General features: G+C 54.9%; 19 protein-coding genes. 18 read left to right on the top strand and 1 reads right to left on the bottom strand.

From position 1 onward, the window contains the following. Nucleotides 1-18 precede the first annotated feature (18 nt). The 10 genes from rsmA to C4S74_RS24335 all read left to right on the top strand — a co-directional run bounded on the left by rsmA (nucleotide 19) and on the right by C4S74_RS24335 (nucleotide 8,141). Complete coding sequence (gene rsmA / locus C4S74_RS24290) at nucleotides 19-939, top strand: 16S rRNA (adenine(1518)-N(6)/adenine(1519)-N(6))-dimethyltransferase RsmA (protein ID WP_103997906.1); 921 nt, start codon at nucleotides 19-21, stop codon at nucleotides 937-939. A gap of 64 nt (nucleotides 940-1,003) precedes the next feature. Then, nucleotides 1,004-1,882, top strand: a complete 879-nt coding sequence (yabG, locus tag C4S74_RS24295; protein WP_103997907.1) for a sporulation peptidase YabG — start codon at nucleotides 1,004-1,006, stop codon at nucleotides 1,880-1,882. Between the two features lie 384 nt (nucleotides 1,883-2,266). After that, entirely contained in the window at nucleotides 2,267-2,548 is a 282-nt protein-coding gene (gene veg, locus C4S74_RS24300; protein ID WP_103997908.1) for a biofilm formation stimulator Veg, read from the top strand. A 206-nt stretch (nucleotides 2,549-2,754) separates the two neighbouring features. Continuing rightward, nucleotides 2,755-2,934: a small, acid-soluble spore protein, alpha/beta type gene (locus C4S74_RS24305; RefSeq protein ID WP_103997909.1), complete on the top strand. Its 180-nt coding sequence runs from the start codon at nucleotides 2,755-2,757 to the stop codon at nucleotides 2,932-2,934. 329 nt (nucleotides 2,935-3,263) lie between these two features. Next, nucleotides 3,264-4,118, top strand: a complete 855-nt coding sequence (ispE, locus tag C4S74_RS24310; RefSeq protein WP_103997910.1) for a 4-(cytidine 5'-diphospho)-2-C-methyl-D-erythritol kinase — start codon at nucleotides 3,264-3,266, stop codon at nucleotides 4,116-4,118. A 172-nt stretch (nucleotides 4,119-4,290) separates the two neighbouring features. Next, nucleotides 4,291-5,115: a pur operon repressor gene (gene purR, locus C4S74_RS24315; protein ID WP_103997911.1), complete on the top strand. Its 825-nt coding sequence runs from the start codon at nucleotides 4,291-4,293 to the stop codon at nucleotides 5,113-5,115. Nucleotides 5,116-5,131: 16 nt separating this feature from the next. After that, nucleotides 5,132-5,518 (top strand): RidA family protein, encoded by a 387-nt coding sequence (locus C4S74_RS24320; protein WP_009671871.1) that lies wholly within the window; start codon nucleotides 5,132-5,134, stop codon nucleotides 5,516-5,518. A 114-nt stretch (nucleotides 5,519-5,632) separates the two neighbouring features. Further along, complete coding sequence (gene spoVG, locus C4S74_RS24325; protein ID WP_009671859.1) at nucleotides 5,633-5,917, top strand: septation regulator SpoVG; 285 nt, start codon at nucleotides 5,633-5,635, stop codon at nucleotides 5,915-5,917. A 115-nt stretch (nucleotides 5,918-6,032) separates the two neighbouring features. Beyond that, on the top strand, nucleotides 6,033-7,430 hold the full coding sequence (gene glmU / locus C4S74_RS24330) for a bifunctional UDP-N-acetylglucosamine diphosphorylase/glucosamine-1-phosphate N-acetyltransferase GlmU (RefSeq protein ID WP_103997912.1): 1,398 nt from the start codon (nucleotides 6,033-6,035) through the stop codon (nucleotides 7,428-7,430). An 81-nt stretch (nucleotides 7,431-7,511) separates the two neighbouring features. Beyond that, nucleotides 7,512-8,141 carry a 50S ribosomal protein L25/general stress protein Ctc gene (locus C4S74_RS24335; protein ID WP_103997913.1) on the top strand — a complete coding sequence of 210 codons (630 nt, stop codon included), beginning with the start codon at nucleotides 7,512-7,514 and terminating at the stop codon, nucleotides 8,139-8,141. A gap of 117 nt (nucleotides 8,142-8,258) precedes the next feature. On the opposite strand, the gene C4S74_RS24340 is transcribed toward C4S74_RS24335, so the two are convergent. Next, nucleotides 8,259-8,459, bottom strand: a complete 201-nt coding sequence (locus C4S74_RS24340; protein ID WP_103997914.1) for a hypothetical protein — start codon at nucleotides 8,457-8,459, stop codon at nucleotides 8,259-8,261. Nucleotides 8,460-8,690: 231 nt separating this feature from the next. Here C4S74_RS24340 and pth point away from each other — a divergent pair, with 231 nt between their 5' ends. The 8 genes from pth to mazG all read left to right on the top strand — a co-directional run bounded on the left by pth (nucleotide 8,691) and on the right by mazG (nucleotide 19,492). Next, on the top strand, nucleotides 8,691-9,260 hold the full coding sequence (gene pth / locus C4S74_RS24345) for an aminoacyl-tRNA hydrolase (protein ID WP_103997915.1): 570 nt from the start codon (nucleotides 8,691-8,693) through the stop codon (nucleotides 9,258-9,260). A 228-nt stretch (nucleotides 9,261-9,488) separates the two neighbouring features. After that, a complete protein-coding gene (locus C4S74_RS24350; RefSeq protein WP_009671878.1) occupies nucleotides 9,489-9,719 on the top strand; it encodes an anti-sigma-F factor Fin family protein in 231 nt (76 codons plus the stop codon). A 128-nt stretch (nucleotides 9,720-9,847) separates the two neighbouring features. Then, a complete protein-coding gene (gene mfd, locus C4S74_RS24355) occupies nucleotides 9,848-13,369 on the top strand; it encodes a transcription-repair coupling factor (protein ID WP_103997916.1) in 3,522 nt (1,173 codons plus the stop codon). Continuing rightward, nucleotides 13,356-14,534 (top strand): peptidylprolyl isomerase, encoded by a 1,179-nt coding sequence (locus C4S74_RS24360; protein WP_103997917.1) that lies wholly within the window; start codon nucleotides 13,356-13,358, stop codon nucleotides 14,532-14,534. Before mfd ends, C4S74_RS24360 begins: the two co-directional genes overlap by 14 nt. Nucleotides 14,535-14,765: 231 nt before the next feature. Beyond that, a complete protein-coding gene (gene spoVT / locus C4S74_RS24365; protein ID WP_103997918.1) occupies nucleotides 14,766-15,308 on the top strand; it encodes a stage V sporulation protein T in 543 nt (180 codons plus the stop codon). A gap of 157 nt (nucleotides 15,309-15,465) precedes the next feature. Further along, nucleotides 15,466-16,008: a stage V sporulation protein T gene (spoVT, locus tag C4S74_RS24370; protein ID WP_103997919.1), complete on the top strand. Its 543-nt coding sequence runs from the start codon at nucleotides 15,466-15,468 to the stop codon at nucleotides 16,006-16,008. Nucleotides 16,009-16,054: 46 nt separating this feature from the next. Then, entirely contained in the window at nucleotides 16,055-17,854 is a 1,800-nt protein-coding gene (locus C4S74_RS24375) for a polysaccharide biosynthesis protein (protein ID WP_103997920.1), read from the top strand. A gap of 129 nt (nucleotides 17,855-17,983) precedes the next feature. Further along, a complete protein-coding gene (gene mazG, locus C4S74_RS24380) occupies nucleotides 17,984-19,492 on the top strand; it encodes a nucleoside triphosphate pyrophosphohydrolase (protein WP_103997921.1) in 1,509 nt (502 codons plus the stop codon). Nucleotides 19,493-19,494: the final 2 nt, after the last annotated feature.

Consider the following 19,494-nt stretch of genomic DNA (forward strand, 5'->3'; position numbering starts at 1 on the left):
AAAGCTTGGAGGATGACTATGAACTCAAATGGACAAGGCGGCGGCCCGTTCTTTGCTTCTGAAGATGTGGCAACGCCCAAACGCACCAAAGATATTCTAAACCGGCACAATCTCGTGCTCAAAAAAAGTCTGGGACAGAACTTTCTCACCGACGGGAATGTTCTGCGCAACATCATCTCCGCGGCTGAACTCTCCCCCGAGAAGGGAGCGCTGGAGATCGGGCCCGGCATCGGCGCGTTAACCCAGCAGCTGGCGAAGGAAGCCGGGCGTGTCGTCGCGGTGGAGATCGATCAGCGTCTGCTCCCCATCCTGCGGGAGACGCTGTCGCCCTACCCGTCGGCCGAGGTCGTTCACGGCGACGTATTGAAGCTCGATCTGAGACAGCTGATCGAGGAGAAATTCTCCGGCTTGTCCGGAATCAGCGTCGTCGCCAACCTTCCTTATTACATCACGACGCCAATCATCATGAAGCTGCTCGAAGAGAAGCTTCCGCTCGAAAACATCGTCGTGATGATCCAGAAGGAAGTGGCGGACCGGATGGCGGCCAAGCCGGGCGGCAAGGAGTACGGCAGCCTCAGCATCGCCGTACAATTCTACTGCGAAGCGGAACTGGTCACCATCGTTCCGCGCACCGTTTTCGTGCCCCAGCCGAACGTGGACTCGGCTGTGATCCGCCTGCGTCTGCGCAAAGGACCTCCCGTTGAAGTAGCGGACGAAGACTTCTTCTTCGAGGTGGTACAAGCCAGCTTTGCGCAGCGGCGCAAAACGATCTATAACAACCTCGGAGCCCGGTTCTTCTCCAAAGAGAACAAACGCGATTTGGAGGCTCTTCTGCTGGAGGCGGGCATTGAGCCCAGCCGCCGCGGCGAAACGCTCAGCATGGAAGAATACGGCCGTGTGACGGAAGCTCTGCGGAACTGCCCGACCTGCAGCAAATAGAGAAGCGGGCTAATCACCAATTGCCCACCCCTGCCATACGATAGGCTTAGGAGGGGATGGCTTCATGAGGCAAGGCGATCTGGCGACCCGCAAATCCTACGGCAACGATATCATTTTTCGAATCCAGGAGATCGATACGACATGGGCGATTCTTCGGGGCGTCGATTTTCGCCTGCTGGCGGACGCTCCCATTACCGATTTAACCCGCGTAACGGCTGTCCGCGATTCGGACTTTCCGAGAGTAAATCTGCCCAGGGTAGGCGAGACAATCCGCAGCATCCGCCAGTTTCGTCAGGAGCTGTATCAGCTCAACGATAATCTGGTGCGTAACAAGCTGCCCGAGAATACGCAATATTTCGAGATGCCGGGTAAAATCCTGCATCTGGACGGCGACCCGAACTATCTGCGCAAAAGCATGAATTTGTACGGAGAGCTCCGCATTCCTGCGGAGGGCTTCTATGTGAGCGAATCTCAGATGGCTGTCACCCTGCAGCGGCTTCTGCCGCAGGTGAAGCCCGATATCGTCGTTGTCACGGGACATGACGGCCTGCTGAAAAACAGAAAGAAGCTGGACGTACACCAGCTCGACAGCTATAAAAACTCGCTTCATTTCGTCAGAGCCGTCCAAGTCGCGCGGCAGTACCAGAGCAACCGGGACGCCCTGACGATCGTGGCGGGTGCCTGCCAGTCACACTTTGAGGCGCTGCTGCAGGCGGGAGCGAATTTCGCCAGCTCCCCCGCCCGTGTGCTCATACATGCGCTGGACCCTCTGTGTATAGCCGCCAAAGCGTCCTACACATCGATTCGCGACACCGTATCCATGGCCGATCTTGCCGGAGTTACGGTGACGGGCCTTGACGGAGTCGGCGGCATTGAAACCAGGGGCAGTTACCGGATGGGTGTGCCCCGGCTCGTGAATCTGACTGCGGAAGCCACTGTTTAAGCTTCTGACGGGTGCCTGGCGAGGCGATAACGGGAAGCATTGCTTGCAAGCTTGGGAATAGAGGGTGCGGCTTCAGCAGCACCTGTCCGGCGTTTAAAATAAGCGTACAGAACCATGTATCTTGGATACAAGGGGCTGTACGCTTTTTTATATAGATGAGTTTCATAGCGGGGGACGCCGGGCTTCTAAGGGCTGACGGAGCTTCGGAAAAGGCAGCGATGCATAATTCTTCAGGTTTTGACAAAAGCTACGCCCAGGTAAAGATTTAAAAATAGGATTTTATACCGTTGACAACGTATTTGTCCGGCTGATATAATATTTGGCTTGTTTGACAAACGCACTGTTTTAAGGTATAATAAACAGAGAAAGAGGTGGTAGATCACAATGGCTAAAAATGCGCTGTTGGAAATCAAACGCAGTCTTGAGCCTCATGTTGGACAGAAAATCATGTTGAAAGCAAATGGCGGCCGTCGGAAAACCATTGAGCGTTTCGGTGTTTTGGAAGAAACCTACCCTTCTGTTTTTATCGTAAAGCTAGACCAGGAACAACAAACATTTAAGCGGGTCTCGTACAGCTACGCGGATATTTTGACCGAATCCGTTGAAGTTACGGTTTGTGACGATGACGCAGCAGAAGAACTCCGCATCACGTATATACAGCATTAAGAACAGCGGCACTCCTTTGGGAGCTGCCGTTTTTGCTTTTTCGGGAGCTTTTGTGCAGCGGAATGGAACAAGCGGCGCTTTCCGGTCCGTACTCAGGACCGCATGTATGACATTCCGTTCCCGACGCATACTACTGGGGAGCCCTACGGCAACCGCACCTTATTGGTGCACCCCTACCGCAACCCTACTCTAAAGGAGGAACTAAGATGAGCAGAAGAAGAAGAGGCGTCATGTCGGATGAGTTTAAATATGAGCTCGCAAAGGACCTTGGTTTCTATGAGACCGTTGAGCGTGAAGGCTGGGGCGGGATACGTAGTAAAGATGCGGGGAATATGGTGAAAAGAGCTCTCCAGATCGCTGAGCAGGCTGTAAAACGCCGTCCATAAGACTGGATGTCAGCAGCAGCACGGAGCTTAAAACCCGGAAGAAGCGAAAATAGGGCTTTCATCAAATAGGCGACTGTTTTGTTAACGTTCTGTCCGGTCACCCGAGGCTATACGAAAAGGACCAGTGAGAAATAGTGCTGCCTTGAATTCGGACGGTAATCGGCTGGATGTTTAATAAGGAATACAATTGTTAATAAATAAGTAAACAAATGGGAAATGCCCGGCCCGCCTGTATTTAAGCTGTGTCGGAAGCTTTAGCTTTTCTTAGAGGCATTTGCTATAATATGTGAAGCTATTATCGGCAAAGCGCCCAAAAGAAGGTGACCGTTGTGAAAATATACGAAAGAGCTTCGGCCAAAATCAACCTGTCCCTGGACGTATTACGGAAACGGGAAGACGGCTACCACGAAGTGGAAATGGTTATGACGATGGTCGACCTGGCCGACCGGATCGAAATGCAGGAACTTCCGCGGGATACGATCATCATTTCGAGTCAGGCCGGCTATATCCCGCTTGATGAGAAGAACCTCGCCTTCCAGGCCGCGAGGCTCATAAAAGATCGGTACGACGTCCGCAAGGGCGTCTATATACATTTGGACAAAAAAATTCCGGTGGCCGCAGGACTCGCCGGAGGAAGCAGTGACGCCGCGGCTACGCTGCGGGGGCTGAACCGTCTGTGGGGACTCGGTATCCCCACGGAGGAGCTGCAGAAGCTGGGCGGCGAGCTGGGCTCGGACGTACCCTTCTGCGTGACGGGCGGAACCGCGCTCGCTACAGGACGCGGTGAGATTCTGCACCCGGTGGACAACCCTCTCCAGTGCTGGGTCGTTCTCGCCAAACCGCCTATCAATGTGTCCACTTCGGAGGTTTACGGCAAATTGAATGCCGCGGGAATCAACCATCATCCGGACACCAAACAGGTTCTTGAGGCCATCCGGCACAAGCGTTTCGACGAGTTGTGCGGAAGCCTCGGCAACGTGCTCGAAGAGGTGACGCTCCAGCTCTATCCTCAAGTCCGGCAGATGAAAGAAGTGATGGAGAGGCTGGGCGCCGACGGCGTGCTCATGTCGGGCAGCGGTCCAACCGTATTCGGGCTCGTGTCGAAGGAAGCGAAGGTGGCCCGGATCTATAACGGGCTGAGAGGATTCTGCAAGGACGTATACGCTGTGCGGATGCTTCCGTAAGGCATCGGACATTTCGAGATCCGCTGCGATAGCTCCCCGTGAGGAGCTTTTTTTCTGTCCCGGTGGGGGCTGTCATGTCCCGAATGTGACGTTTTCCTTGTATAGGTTGTACAAAGACGGACAAAAATGGTATATTCTCTTTATAATATTCGGTTTTTATTAGGGGTGCGTCATGAAAAAATTGAAGCGAAGCGCTCGGTTGGTTGAGATGACGCAGTATTTGTTGTTTCGGCCGCACACGCTCATACCGCTGACTACATTCGCGGAACGTTACAGTTCGGCCAAATCTTCGATCAGTGAGGATCTGGCGATTATTAAAGAGGTATTCGAGGACGAAGGACTCGGAGAACTCCATACACTTGCCGGTGCTGCCGGAGGCGTGAAATTCATTCCGAAGGTCGCCAAGGAAGCGTCGCTTTCATTCGTGCAGGATTTGTGCAATCAGCTTGAGCAGCCGGAACGCGTGCTGCCGGGCGGATTTTTGTATATGGCCGATATTATGGGACGGCCTCAAGTATTGAACGAAATCGGCAAAACGTTCGCTACCGCTTTCGCGGGCAGAGAGCTGGACGTCGTAATGACGGTGGAGACCAAAGGCATCCCGCTTGCTTACGCGACGGCTTCCTTTATGAACCTGCCCGTCGTGACGGTGCGCCGAGACAGCAACGCTACGGAAGGGTCCGCCGTAAGCATTAATTATGTTTCGGGATCCAGCAAACGCATACAAACGATGTCACTGGCCAGACGGACGCTCCAGGAAGGAGCGCGGGTCTTGATCATTGACGATTTTAAAAGAGCGGGCGGCACCATTCAGGGAATGGTGGACCTGCTGGGCGAATTCAAAGCGACGGTAGGCGGTGTCGGCGTGTTCATCGAATCGAACGAGGTCGAGGAAGAGCTGGTGAAGGATTATATCTCTCTGGCCAAGCTGACCGGCGTCGATTCCAAAACGAAACAGGTAACCGTCATTCCTGGAAATTATTTTGATTCCGAATAAAGGAGAGATCCAAGTTATGCGTATCCTTTCAACGAATGAAGCACCGGCCGCCATCGGGCCGTATTCCCAAGCGGTACAGGTGGGCAATCTCGTTTTCACATCGGGACAAATTCCATTAAATGCCGAAGGCCAGCTCGTAGAGGGCGGCGTGACGGAGCAGACGCATCAGGTGTTCAGAAATCTCCAGGCGGTACTTAAAGAAGCGGGAGCGACTCTTCAGAACGTGGTCAAAGCGACCGTCTTTATTAAAGATATGAACCAGTTCGGAGCCATTAACGAAGTGTACGCTTCTTACTTCGGCGAACATAAGCCGGCGCGCTCTACCGTAGAAGTGGCAAGGCTTCCGAAAGATGTGCTTGTCGAAATCGAACTGATTGCGGCGATAGCTGTCGAAAACGTTTAAGAGCACATTTAATTTCAGGAAAATCTAAATTTTTCCTCTTTATCCAGAAGGAATTTGCACGAAAATGTGGAAGTATACACCAAGTCCTGCGAATGGAAAAAGGTGGTGAACACAGTGCAAATTACAGATGTCAGACTTCGCCGGGTGAATTCCGAAGGAAGAATGAAGGCGATTGCTTCCATTACGATCGATAACGAATTCGTCGTACACGATATTCGCGTCATTGACGGCAATAATGGAATGTTTGTTGCAATGCCTAGCAAACGGACTCCGGACGGGGAGTTCCGTGATATTGCCCATCCGATTTCATCCACAACCCGCGAGAAGATTCAAGCGGCGGTTTTGTCTGAGTACGACCGTGCGGCTGCGGAAGAGGAAGTTATTGAAGAAGGCGCATAATCAACGCCGGTTTTGGCAGAAGGAGTCCTGTACCTGCAGGGCTCTCTTTTCTTTTTCCGGCAGATAAGATATAGTCATGGGTGAAACCCAGAGGAGAAGAAGGAGTGGATTGAAGTTGAAGCTGATGGCGATTGTACTGGCCGCAGGACAAGGAAAACGAATGAAATCCAAGCTGTACAAAGTGCTGCATTCCGTCTGCGGAAAACCGATGGTGGGACACGTACTGGATACACTTGAACATATACAAACGGAGAAAACGATCGTAATTGTAGGCCACGGGGCCGAAGCCGTTAAAGGCTATTTGGGAGACCGGGCGGAGTATGCTTTACAGGCTCAGCAGCTCGGTACGGGACATGCCGTCCTTATGGCGAAGGACGTTATCGGAGCGGAAGACGGCGTGACCTTCGTCGTATGCGGAGATACGCCGCTTGTCCGTCCGGAGACGCTGGAGAAAATGCTCGAGCTGCATAAGGAAAAAGGCGCCGCGGGTACTATTCTGACGGCGGAAATGACGGATGCCACGGGCTACGGACGCATTATCCGCGGCGAAGGCGGCCGGGTTGACCGGATCGTCGAGCAGAAGGACTGCAGCCCGGAAGAGGCGGCTGTGCGCGAGATCAACACGGGCACCTACTGCTTCGATAACCGCAAGCTGTTTGAAGCGCTGGAGAACGTGAAGAACGAGAACGCCCAGGGCGAGTATTACTTGACGGACGTAGTCGGAATTCTGAAGAATGCCGGCGAGATCGTCGAAGCGTACTGCACGCCGGACGAGGCAGAAGCGATTGGAGTTAACGACCGGATCGCCCTTTCGGAAGCGGAGATGCTGATGCGTCAGCGCATCAATCGCGGCCACATGGTGGGCGGGGTAACGTTCATCGACCCTTCTCAAACGTATATCGAGAAAGACGTCGTGATCGGGCCGGATACGGTCCTGTATCCGGGAACTACGCTGCGGGGCAAAACCGTCATCGGATCGGAATGCGTGATCGGGCCGAACACCGAGATTTGCGACAGCACGCTGGGCGACGAAGTAACCGTCAAGCAATCGGTGCTTCAGGAAGCCAAAGTCGGCAGCCACGCGAATGTGGGGCCGTTCGCTTATCTGCGTCCGGGAGCGGATCTGGGCGATCATGTCAAAATCGGCGATTTCGTTGAAATCAAAAACGCCAAGCTCGGCGAGGGATCGAAAGTGTCTCACCTTAGTTACGTGGGAGACGCCGTTATCGGCAAGAACGTTAATTTCGGCTGCGGCGCCATCACGGTCAATTACGACGGCTTCAACAAAAGCCTGACGGAAGTCGGCGACGATGCCTTTATCGGAAGCAACGTAAACCTGATCGCTCCCGTTAAAATCGGCGACGGAGCTTATGTTGTAGCGGGGTCGACGATTACGCACAATGTGGAAGAGAACGACCTGGCGATCGCCCGTGAGCGTCAGACAAATAAAAAAGGTTATGCGGACCGCATTCGCAGCAAGATGAAGGCGAAGAAAGAAAACAAGCACTCCTGAACTTTTTTGTGAATAATTGATTTAAACCTCCCCGAGATGGGTAATTTATCTTTAGCCATCTAAAAGGGAGGTTCTTTTTGTATGGGAGTAGCTCTTAAAGGAAATACCAGAACCAATGCCACCAAGTCGGAGGCGAAGCAGCTGCGCAGACAAGGCAAAGTGCCTGGCGTAGTTTACGGGAAAACCACGGACAGCCTGACGGTTGTTCTGGAGCGGAAGGAACTCGTGCCGCTGCTGAGAAGCCACCCGAATGCGGTGATTGATCTTAATATCGAAGGCGTGGGCAAGCGCCCCGTACTTATCAGTGGAGTTCAGAGAGACAGCCTGAGTCAGGATGTCATCCACATCGATTTCCATCAAATCAACATGAACGAGCCGGTTAAAGCTACGGTTGCCATTGAGGTCGTGGGCGAAGCGGCAGGCGTGAAGGAAGGCGGCATTCTCCAGGTGGAGACGGCGCAGCTGGATGTCCGCTGTCTGCCTGACGATCTGCCCGACTCCGTTCAGGTGGATATCAGCAGCCTCGGGATCGGGGAGAATATTCTCGTATCCGATCTGAAGCTGCCTGAGAACGTCGAAGTGAAGACCGAAGCGCAGGACGTTGTTGTAACCGTGCTTCAGCCGCAGAAGGAAGTTGAAGAAACGACTGCGGACGAGCCGGCTGCCGAAGCCGAGCCTGCGGGTGAAGAAGCTGCGGAACCGAAAGAATAACATGGCCTTCGGGCAAAAAGAAAGGCTGCTGCCGGCTTTCCGGCAGCAGTCTTTTTTATCTTTTACCAATGGAGCAAAGAAAACGGACAAGCTATGTAAGCGCTTGCCAAAAAGCGCCTAATAACCGGGTCTCGATACGAATGTGAACATGCCGCGGTTGTAAAACGTGTTGTTGATCTTGATGAAGTGGGAAGAATAGTGATAGACGAAGCCTATATCTTTGTGGGCGTTAAGATAGTATACTTGGACAGGAACCTCCGCTTCCAAATGATCTTGAAAATGATCGTCCTGGTAAAGCTGCTGGCCGTTGTCGTACATAAGATTCATCACCTGCTACCCGTATTTTTGTGAAGCGTAAATCATGATGATTTGCGCCAATTTATGACTTTATATTTGCGGCTGGGACCGGCAAATGAGCCGAGCGGCCGAAAATCCGCAGACCTATGCCCGGTCCGCGCAAGGTACCACTATATAGTAGACAAGTTTCGGCAGGCAATCGTTACGGCGTCTAGTTAAAAAAAGTAAAAAAATTTTGGGAGTGAATGAAACGTGAAATGTTTTGTCGGTTTAGGCAATCCAGGGAAACAGTACGAACATACACGGCATAATATCGGGTTCATGGCGATCGACCGTTTTGCCGAGAAATGGGGCGTCTCTTCGTTCCAGAATAAGTGCAAAGGCCATCTGGCCGAAGTGCGCGTGAACGGTACAAAGGCCTACTTGCTGAAACCTATGACCTATATGAATTTGTCGGGAGAATCGATCCGGGCCTTCATGGACTTTTATAAAGTCGACGTGTCGGATCTCGTCATTTTGTACGATGACATGGATACGCCGTTCGGGAACATCAGATTGCGTTACCAGGGCAGCGCAGGCGGCCATAACGGGATCAAATCCATCATCGCCCACACGGGCACGTCTACGTTCAACCGCATCCGCATGGGGATCAATCGCCCGAATCCGGGTTATCCGATTGTCGACTATGTCTTGTCGAATTTCAGCAAAACGGAGACGGGGGCGCTTCCGTCCGTTCTGGATAAAACATGCGAAGCGATGGAGCACTGTCTGAGCGAGCCTTTCGAGAAAACGATGGCGGTTTTCAACGGAAACGGAAATTAGCCGGGCGGCCCGGGTGCGATAAAATGAGTATGCCGGGCTGATACAAAATGGGGCGCGTCCTCCCTGTGCCTGGGCTTCAGGGATGCTAATCCGGGACGGGGGCATCGGCTTCTCCAAGACACATTGTATGCCACACACGGGCACGTAAATTACTTCCAATGCCGGCTAGGATTTTAAAGTTCGGGCCATACTAAGGAGTAATCGAAACCTGCGAGGAGGCATACATTGATGTCAGTAAAATATATTTGCCGTCACTGCCAATCGTCTATCGGAGAAATCAGCCGGGATCAAGTAAGTGAATACCAGCTCGGTTTCCATTTCTTGACCCCCGAAGAGCGGAGCGATATAATAGCGTATAACATGGACGGGGGCGTTACGGTCAAGGTGGTTTGCGATTACTGCAAGCAGGCACTGGACGCCAATCCGGAGCTTAACCTGATCGGCAGCCCGCTGCAGTGACCGAATCCGGCCGCTGCCTGCGTGCTGCTTAGGGCGCTTATCCCGTACTCCGGACATGTGCCAAAAATTGTGTCATGACAGCCTAGGCAAGCGCCGAGGCTTCTTTTTGTGAGAGGAGTGTACTTGATTTGCAAGCTTTAATACAAGCTTTTTCAGCGGACCGCGATTTTCAAAGTGTGATTTCGGGTATTCGTTCCGGCATGAAAGAGCAGTTGATCGCCGGATTAACCGGCTCCTCTCGTCAGGTGATGCTTGCCGCACTGATGCAGCAGCTCCAGCGTCCGCTTCTCATCGTTACGCATAATATGTTCTCCGCCCAGAAGATTTTCGAGGATCTAAGCGAATGTCTTCCGGAAGACGGGGTACTCTTATATCCTGCACAAGAGCTGCTTGCCGCCGAAGCGGCTATTGCCAGTCCCGAAATGCTGGCGCAGCGGATCGATGTGCTGACGAAACTGGCCGGCGGATACCGGGGAGCGGTCATTGTGCCGTATGCCGGGTTCCGCCGTCTGCTTCCGACCAAAGAAACTTTCGAGGAAGCCCAGCTCACCGTGCGTTTGGGGGATACAATTGACCTGGAGGAATTTCTGACCCGTTTGACCGAACTCGGTTACGAGCGTGTGGAACGGGTGGAAGCGAAAGGGGAAATGAGCGTCCGCGGGGGAATCGTGGATTTATTTCCGCTGACTTCTTCCACTGCCGTCCGGATCGAACTGTTTGATGTGGATGTGGATTCCATCCGTACGTTCGACGTATCGGACCAGCGTTCCATCGACAAGCTGGATTCGTTCGTAATCCAGCCGTGCCGGGAAGTTCTCTTAAATAGAAAGCGTTTCCAAAGCGCTGCCCAGCATGCTTATGAACTGCTCCAGGCCCAGCTTGCCAAAATGACGGACCGTCAGGCCAAGGACAGGCTGCTGGAGGGAATCGGACATGACATTGAGCTGCTCCGTGAAGGGAACACCTTCCAGGGGCTGTTCAAGTATGTCTCCCTGCTCTATCCGGAACGGCAGACCTTATCCGATTACATGCCGGAAGATACCGTGATGCTCGTAGACGAGCCGGCCCGGCTTGTGGAAACGTCCAAGCAGCTGGAGCGCGAGGAAGTGGAGTGGGTCACCAGCTCTCTTCAGGACGGGAAGGCACTCCCGGCTCTTACGCTTTCGAAGCAGCTGGAGACCCTTATGCAGCGCCGCACCTATCCGACGCTTTATATGTCGCTTTTCCTGCGCCAAGTTCCGCAGACCCAGCCGCAGAATATCGTTAATTTCATGTCACGGGTCATGCAGAATTTCCACGGGCAGATGAATCTTCTGAAAGCGGAAATGGAACGGTGGAAAAAGACGGGAAGCCGCGTAATCATCCTGGCCAACGGCGAAGAGCGGATGGAGCGTGTCCGCCGGGTGCTCGGGGACTATCAAATCGAGGAACCCGAGATTATGAACGGGAACCTGCAGACCGGTTTCGAGCTGCCGTCCATTCATCTCGTCGTGATAACGGAAGGCGAGATGTTTACGCAGAAGCAGCGCAAAGCGCGCAAAGTAGACAAGAAGATCGAGAATGCCGAGCGCATCAAAAGCTACCAGGAGCTTAAAGTCGGCGACTACGTCGTCCATGTTAATCATGGGATCGGGAAGTATGTCGGGATCGGCACTCTTGAGGTTGGCGGCATTCATAAAGATTATTTGCATATTGTTTATGCGGGCGGCGATAAGCTGTCCGTCCCGATCGACCAGATCGATCTCATTCAGAAATATGTCGGCTCCGAAGAGAAAGAGCCGAAAATATATAAGCTTGGCGGGGCCGACTGGAACCGGGTAAAGAACAAAGTGCGGACTTCCGTCAAGGATATCGCCGACGATCTCATCAAGCTTTACGCGGACCGTCAAGCGACAACGGGATACGGCTTCAGCTCCGATTCCGCCTATCAGCAGGAATTCGAAAGCATGTTTCCGTATGACGAAACGACGGATCAACTCCGGGCAATTGGGGAAATTAAGAAAGATATGGAAAAACCGCGTCCGATGGACCGGCTGCTTTGCGGAGACGTCGGCTACGGCAAGACGGAAGTGGCTATCCGCGCCGCCTTCAAAGCGGCTATCGACGGCAAGCAGGTAGCCGTCCTGGTGCCGACGACCATTTTGGCGCAGCAGCATTACGAGACGTTCCGCGAGCGGTTCTCGGGGTATCCGTTCAACATTCAGGTGCTGAGCCGCTTCCGTTCGAAGAAAGAGCAGAATGAAACGACCAAGGGCGTTAAGGCCGGCACCGTCGATATCGTAATCGGAACGCACCGTCTGCTGTCCCAGGATCTGAAGTTCAAAGATTTGGGGCTGCTCATCGTCGATGAGGAGCAGCGTTTCGGCGTCTCGCACAAAGAGAAGCTGAAGCGGCTGAAAACGAATGTCGACGTACTGACGCTGACCGCAACGCCGATCCCGCGCACGCTTCACATGTCGATGCTGGGCGTCCGCGATCTGTCCGTTATCGAGACGCCGCCGGAGAACCGCTTCCCTGTACAGACCTACGTGCTGGAATACAGCACGACGCTCGTCCGGGAAGCGATTGAACGCGAGCTGGCGCGCGAAGGACAGGTGTATTTCCTGTTCAACCGCGTCCAGGGGATCAACCAGATGGCCGAGCAGATTTCCATGCTCGTGCCGGAAGCCCGCGTGACCGTGGCGCACGGGCAAATGTCGGAGCAGGAGCTTGAGAAGACCATTCTCGATTTCCTGGACGGCGAGTTCGACGTGCTCGTAAGCACAAGCATTATCGAGACCGGCGTCGACATCCCGAACGTGAATACGCTGATCGTCCATGACGCCGACAAGATGGGCTTATCCCAGCTGTACCAGCTGCGGGGCCGGGTCGGCCGTTCCAACCGGATCGCCTACGCGTATTTTACGTATCAGCGCGACAAAGTACTGAACGAAGTGGCGGAGAAGCGCCTCCAGGCAATTAAAGAATTTACAGAACTTGGATCCGGGTTTAAAATTGCCATGAGGGACTTGTCCATCCGCGGAGCCGGCAATCTGCTCGGAGCCGAGCAGCACGGGTTTATCGCTTCCGTCGGATTCGACCTGTATTCTCAGATGCTAAGCGAAGAAATCGCCAAGCGTAAGCTGGAGCTGGACGGAGAGCAGGCGGAGCCGGAGAAGGAATGGATCACGCAGCTTGACCTTCATCTGGATGCTTACCTCCCTTCGGATTACATTTACGACAGCATGCAGAAGATCGAGATTTACAAGAAAGTGGCGAATATCCGCTCCTTCGCGGAAGCGGAAGACCTTGACGAGGAATTGGTGGACCGGTTCGGCGATCTTCCGCCTGCCGTTTCCAATCTTTTGGCCGTAGCCAGATTAAAGGTGTATGGAGCCGAATATAAAATCGAATCCATCTCCCAGAAGGGCGACGATTATCAGATTAAGATTTCTCCCGATGAGACGGAAAGACTGGACGGACAGAAGCTGTTTACGATTTCGAACGGCTTCGACGGGCGGGTCAAGCTGATTGCCGGACCTCAGATTCATGTTCATATCCGCGGCAAAGGGCTGTCCCCCGAGGACACAATCGCATTGGTGGAGCGTTTTCTGTTACAATACAGGGAAGCCTTGAAAACGAAGGGAGAATTGCAGAATGCAACACAATAAATCAGGTTGGGCCAAAAGCAAGTGGCTGCTGCTTGCCGTATTAGTCCTTGTTTTGGCCGTGGCCAGCGGATGCGGCAAGAAGGACGAAGGAAAAGCCGGCACGCCGGAAGAAGTTATCGCCACTTACAAAGACGGGGGCAAAGTGACCCGCGGAGAGTTTGACAAGCTGCTTTCCTTCAACCGTCTTCTGTATCCGGAATACGCCCAGTTCGAAACCGATCCGGCTTATCAGCAAAGCATGCTGGAGCAGTATATCATGCTGAAGGTCCTTTCCGGACGTGCAAGCGATGATGTGAAGAAAGAAGCGGACAAGCAGGTAACCGAACAGGTGACGCAGCTGAAAACTTACCTGGGCGCGCAGGAAGGCGGCCTGGAGAAGAAGCTAAAGGATGCTAAGCTCGAAGAGAAGGACGTTGAGGACCTCATGAGACTCAGCGTGTATTCCACGAGTCACTTGGAGAAGCAAGTTACAGACGACGAAATCAAAGCCGAGTACGAAAAGGCCAAAAAAGCGGACCCGAACGCCTACGATGTAGCGACTGTCCGTCACATTCTGATCGGTCTTAACGATCCGGCTACGAATAAAGAACTCCGCACGAAAGAAGAAGCTCTGAAGCGTGCGAAAGAAGTGCAGCAGAAGCTGAAAAACGGCGGAGACTTCGATGCTCTTGCCAAAGAATACTCGGATGATCCGGGTTCGAAAGATAAAGGCGGCAAGTATGAGAACGCCAAAGTCAGCCAGTGGGTGGCCGGCTTCAAAAAGGCTGCTATCGAACTGCCTCTGAACACGATCAGCGATCCGGTTGAGACCGACTACGGATACCACGTCATGAAAGTGGAATCCCGTAAAACCGAAACCGTCGAAGACGCCAAGAAAGAGCTGGCCTCCGACCTGGCGCAAGTGAAAATGAAGGAGTTCGTGGAGAAAGAGCTTCCCGGCTTGATCGAAACGAACAAGCTTCCTAAGCCGACCCCGACTCCGGCCGCATCGACCAATCCGAGCCCGGCACCTGGCGGCAGCACGGCACCGTCTGGCAGCACGGCGCCGGAAAGCACACCGGCTCCGACAGGAAGCCCGGCTCCGCAGACGACGCCGAGCGCGGCGCCGACTGACGTGCCAGGAGCGACGCCTCCGGCCGCTAGTCCTTCGCCGGCGGCGAAGTAAGCTCATCCGCGAAGCCGCGCGGAACATTCTTTATACCACGAAAGCCATCTCGTCCACCGGACGGGATGGCTTTTTATTTTGCGTGGATGGAAAGAGGGAAATGTATAAGAATATGGGGGCGGATGAATACTATGGTCAGAATCGAATCGCTACACCCTTCTCTTTTAAATACACGCAGATCGGCGTCCAGTCGTATCCAAAACTTCAAGTGAAAGTGGGGCAACAAGAGTCATGAAAGCAACTGGAATCGTTCGTCGCATTGATGACCTGGGCAGGGTTGTCATTCCGAAGGAAATACGGCGCACACTGCGCATCCGGGAAGGCGACCCGCTCGAGATATTCGTCGACCGCGACGGTGAAGTTATCTTGAAGAAATATTCCCCGATCGGCGAATTAGGGGATTTTGCCAAAGAATATGCCGAGTCTCTCTATGAGAGCACCAATCATATCACACTGATTACGGACCGGGATACGGTTATCGCCGTAGCGGGCGGTTCGAAGAAAGAGTATATGGACAAGCAGATCGGGCAGATCGTGGAGACTACCATGGAAAACCGTAAACCGACGATCGAGAGCGGTTCGGGTACATACGAAATCTCCAAGGACAATCCCGAAACTTACAGCTCTTTCGTCATCGCTCCAATTGTTGCGGGCGGAGATCCGATCGGTTCGGTTATTCTGATGAGCAAGGACGAAGAAGTCACGATGGGCAACATGGAATCGAAAATGGTGGAGACTGCAGCCGGTTTTTTGGCGAAACAAATGGAGCAGTAACCGAAAGCTTCCCTTACTTGGAAACCAATTCCGGATGTAAGGGGGCTTTTTTTGTTTTATGAGGAAATTTATATATAATGGGAAGAGTCCTCTTTAATCCGTATTTTTCAAACATCCTAGTGTAAACCCCCAGAAGGAAAGCGAGGCTTTAAGCAGTATGAAAGCGACAGGTATAGTTAGACGCATAGACGATTTAGGACGGGTAGTCATTCCGAAAGAGATCCGGCGCACCATGCGCATCCGGGAAGGCGATCCCATGGAAATATTCGTGAATCCCGACGGTGAAGTCATTTTGCAGAAGTATTCACCGATCGGAGAGCTTGGAGATTTTGCGCTGGAATACGCGGAATCGTTAAATGAGAGCACGGGGTACCAGGCCGTCATAGCGGACCGGGAAACCTTCATCGCAGCCGCGGGCCGCGGACGTAAAGACTATGACGGCAAACGGGTGGGCGAGCTTGTAGAGCGCGTCTTGAACGGAAGACAAACCTTGGTTGAAGAAGCGGCCGGAAGCTACGAGCTGGTTAAGGATGCGGCAGACGCTTACGGCTCGTTCGTGATCGCACCGATCCTTCACGACGGGGATACGATCGGCGCCGTTCTGCTGGTCAGCAAGGAAAACGATGTGGTCATGGGCAAAACCGAGCGGATCATGGCCGAAACGGCAGCTTCCTTCTTGTCCAAGCAAATGGAAGTGTAGCTACAAAGGCAGACTTATTTAATCAATTATCGCAGGAGAGACGTCCATGTCCATGGAAAAGAGAATGCGGAAACAGCCCGTGACGGTGAAAAGCTCCCTGTTCCTTAAAGGCGCAGCGGTATTGGCCGCCGCGGCGGTATTCTCCAAACTGCTCGGCACCCTTCAAAAAATTCCGCTGCAGAATATAGCCGGAGACGGGGCTTTCGGCATCTACAACGCCGTTTATCCGCTGTACCTTCTGATTCTTTTCCTGGCGACGGCAGGTTTTCCGATTGCGGTCGCAAAATTCGTCGGGGACCGGGCGGCCGTAGGCGATCATGAAGGGGCGAGACGGGTGGCCGCCGCCGCAGCACTGCTTCTGACAGGGACCGGACTGATTTGCTTTCTCCTGCTGTATTTCGGAGCGGATTCCCTTGCTGGCTGGATAGGCACCGCGGATGCGGCTGCTGCCATCCGGAGCATTTCGTACGCGCTTCTGCTGGTTCCTGTCCTGTCGGTTCTCCGGGGCTATTTTCAGGGCTATCAGAATATGGTTCCCACCGCAGTATCGCAGGTAGTCGAGCAGACGGTTCGTGTACTTACGATGGTTCTACTTCTGCTGTACTTGACGAAGCAAGGCGCGGGAGACGGCGATATCTCCGCCGGAGCCACATTCGGTTCCGTAACCGGGGGCGCGGGGGCCATGCTGCTGCTTCTGTTTTATTGGCAGAGAAGCAAAGAGAGGAGAGCCGGAAGCCGGGCCGCTTCAAAGGCGGCGGAAATCCCGGATCGTCCAGACTCCGGTGATGCCCCGCATAGTGCTGTGAACAGTCTTGGACGATCGACCGCCGATAAACCGGCCGCTCCGGGAGAGGCTGTCCAGGCTGAAGCCGCCGTCTCCGCGGGGGCCAAAGAGCCGTTCGGGCGGCTCATGCTCTCTATCGGCGCTTACGCTCTGCCGATCTGCCTCGGCTCCATCATGACGCCGATTCTCAATCTCATCGACGCCTTCACCATCCCCCGCCTGCTCCTCGGCGGGGGAGCGGACCCGGCCGAGGCGATGCGCCAGTTCGGCCTGTATAACCACGGCCTGCCCTTGGTTCAGGCCGTGACGATGGTCGCGTCCTCGCTGACGGCCGTGCTGGTGCCGGCAATCGCCGCGGCTAAGGCGGCGGACCCGGCGCAGCTGCAAATCCGCACGGAGCGGACCGTGCGGATGACGGGCCTGCTCGGTCTGGCCGCGGCCGCCGGCCTGGCCTCTCTCACCGTGCCGGTGAACGTGATGCTCTATCAGAGCGAAGAAGCGTCCGGCACGATGGCCCTGCTCGCGCTCACGGCGCTGTTCGGCACACTCAACATCGTGCTTGCCGGAGTGCTGCAGGGCCTTGGCGCCGTGAACGCCCCCGCGCTGCACCTGCTTGCTGCGGCTGCCGTCAAGATCGGCGGCAGCCTGCTGCTCGTGCCGCGCTGGGGGATCGCCGGCGCAGCCGTGTCGGCGGTGCTCGCGTTCGCTGCCGCGTCTGCCCTGGGCCTCGCCGAGGTGCGGCGGCTGACCGGCGCACCGGAGCGGAGGCGCGCCTCCGCCCTGGCGCCTCTTGCCGCCGCGGCGCTCATGTGCGCCGCCCTGGGCGCGCTCCAGTTCGCGGGAGGGCCGCTGCTTGGCGCAGCCACCCCGGGCCTCGGCCCGCGCGGACAGGCCAGCGTGTTGGCGCTGGCCGGGGTAGCGCTCGGCGCAGCCGTATACGCGCTCGCGCTGCTGCGCCTCGGCGCCGTGAACCGCGCGGAGCTGGAGCAGCTCCCCGCCGGCGGCAAGCTGGCTTCGGCGCTGACGAAGCTGCGCCTGCTTCCGCAGGGGGAGCGGCCCTAGAAGCGAGCCGCGAGCGGCGCCCCGCCCCGCCCGCTTCGTGATAGACCGCGCCGTTTCGGCGTAAAATAGCAGCGAAAATACCCGGCTCCGCTGACGCGGGAACCGGTAAACGCATGGGAGGCAAGGACTATGACGCAAGGAATTACGGTTCTCGGACTCGGTTCCGGGGACGAAAACCAGCTCACGCTCGGCGTGCTGCGCCGGCTGCGGCAGGCTCCGAAGCTGATTCTCCGCACCGATCATCATCCGGTTGCCGCTTATCTCCGGGCGGAGGGAATCCGGTATGAAACTTTTGACGCGATATATGAAGCGAAGGACCGCTTTGACGACACGTATGAGGCGATAGCGGCTTCGCTGCTGGAGTCGGCCCGAACGCAGGCGGTCGTGTACGCCGTTCCCGGACATCCTATGGTGGCCGAATACACGGTACAGCTGCTGAGGGCCAAATGCCCGGACGCGGGCATTCCGCTGGAAATTGTGGGGGGAGAGAGCTTCCTCGATCAGGCGTTTCTTCGGTTCGGCTTCGATCCCATCGAAGGGATGCAGCTTCTGGATGCGACGGACCTGCGGCCCGGCATGCTGAACCCCCGCTTGCATACGGTGATCGGACAAGTGTACGATACATTTACGGCATCGGATGTGAAGCTTACGCTGATGGAGCTTTACCCGGACGATTATACCGTCTATGCGGGCCACTCCCTTGGCGTGGCGGGAGAGGAGACGGTCGTCCGGATTCCTCTCTACGAGCTTGACCGGATCGAGGGCTACGGCAACCTTTCTCTTGTATGGGTGCCGCGCAGCGACCGGGACGAGCTCCGCAACCGTACGCTGGATCGGCTGCATGAAATTGTGGCGATTTTACGAAGCCCTGAGGGCTGCCCCTGGGATCGCGAACAGACGCATGCCAGCCTCCGCAAAAATCTCATCGAAGAAGCGTACGAGGTTCTGGAGACGATCGATGAAGACGATCCCGACCATATGTGCGAGGAGCTCGGCGACCTGCTGCTGCAGGTGATGCTCCATTCCCAGATGGAAGAGGAGACCGGCGCTTTTACCGTCTATGACGTAATCGCGGGGCTCAACGAGAAGCTGATCCGGCGTCATCCCCACGTGTTCGGCACGGAAGGTGCGGAGAATGCAGAGGAGGCTCTGGCCAACTGGCAGCAGATGAAGGACGAGGAGAAGCGCCGCAAAGGGATTGATCCGTCGAAGCAGTCGGCTCTGGCGGGCGTGCCCAAGGATTTGCCTGCTTTGATGAAAGCCCTGAAGCTGCAGAAAAAAGCCGCAGGCGTCGGTTTCGACTGGTCCGAAGTCGGGGAAGTGATCGGTAAAATCACCGAGGAACTTGGCGAAGTGCAGGAAGCGATGGAAAACGGAGCGGCAGCGGAACGCCTGGACGAACTTGGAGATCTTCTTTTTGCCGTCGTCAATCTGTCACGTTTCCTCAAAGTCGATCCGGAAGAGGCGCTGGCTTCGACCAACCGCAAATTCGTACGCCGGTTCCAGTATATTGAAGAGCGTCTGGAAGCCCGGGGCAAGTCCCTGACAGAGGCGGATTTGGCAGAGATGGAAGAATTGTGGCAGGAAGCAAAAAAACTTCAATCCACGCAGGGTTTTCAGCAGGATTTTCCAAGCTGAGC

Origin of the sequence: Paenibacillus sp. UNC499MF, assembly GCF_900107975.1 — a bacterium.
Taxonomy (GTDB): domain Bacteria; phylum Bacillota; class Bacilli; order Paenibacillales; family NBRC-103111; genus Paenibacillus_F.

What these genes read in the sequence shown, in the direction of transcription:
- C4S74_RS24320 (WP_009671871.1), top strand. Translation starts at nt 5,132, where the DNA reads ATGCGTATCCTTTCAACGAATGAAGCACCGGCCGCCATCGGGCCGTAT.
- C4S74_RS24360 (WP_103997917.1), top strand. Translation starts at nt 13,356, where the DNA reads ATGCAACACAATAAATCAGGTTGGGCCAAAAGCAAGTGGCTGCTGCTT.
- yabG (WP_103997907.1), top strand. Translation starts at nt 1,004, where the DNA reads ATGAGGCAAGGCGATCTGGCGACCCGCAAATCCTACGGCAACGATATC.
- mazG (WP_103997921.1), top strand. Translation starts at nt 17,984, where the DNA reads ATGACGCAAGGAATTACGGTTCTCGGACTCGGTTCCGGGGACGAAAAC.
- veg (WP_103997908.1), top strand. Translation starts at nt 2,267, where the DNA reads ATGGCTAAAAATGCGCTGTTGGAAATCAAACGCAGTCTTGAGCCTCAT.
- C4S74_RS24335 (WP_103997913.1), top strand. Translation starts at nt 7,512, where the DNA reads ATGGGAGTAGCTCTTAAAGGAAATACCAGAACCAATGCCACCAAGTCG.
- spoVT (WP_103997919.1), top strand. Translation starts at nt 15,466, where the DNA reads ATGAAAGCGACAGGTATAGTTAGACGCATAGACGATTTAGGACGGGTA.
- C4S74_RS24305 (WP_103997909.1), top strand. Translation starts at nt 2,755, where the DNA reads ATGAGCAGAAGAAGAAGAGGCGTCATGTCGGATGAGTTTAAATATGAG.
- spoVT (WP_103997918.1), top strand. Translation starts at nt 14,766, where the DNA reads ATGAAAGCAACTGGAATCGTTCGTCGCATTGATGACCTGGGCAGGGTT.
- C4S74_RS24375 (WP_103997920.1), top strand. Translation starts at nt 16,055, where the DNA reads ATGTCCATGGAAAAGAGAATGCGGAAACAGCCCGTGACGGTGAAAAGC.
- C4S74_RS24340 (WP_103997914.1), bottom strand. Translation starts at nt 8,459, where the DNA reads ATGTACGACAACGGCCAGCAGCTTTACCAGGACGATCATTTTCAAGAT.
- rsmA (WP_103997906.1), top strand. Translation starts at nt 19, where the DNA reads ATGAACTCAAATGGACAAGGCGGCGGCCCGTTCTTTGCTTCTGAAGAT.
- purR (WP_103997911.1), top strand. Translation starts at nt 4,291, where the DNA reads ATGAAAAAATTGAAGCGAAGCGCTCGGTTGGTTGAGATGACGCAGTAT.
- C4S74_RS24350 (WP_009671878.1), top strand. Translation starts at nt 9,489, where the DNA reads ATGTCAGTAAAATATATTTGCCGTCACTGCCAATCGTCTATCGGAGAA.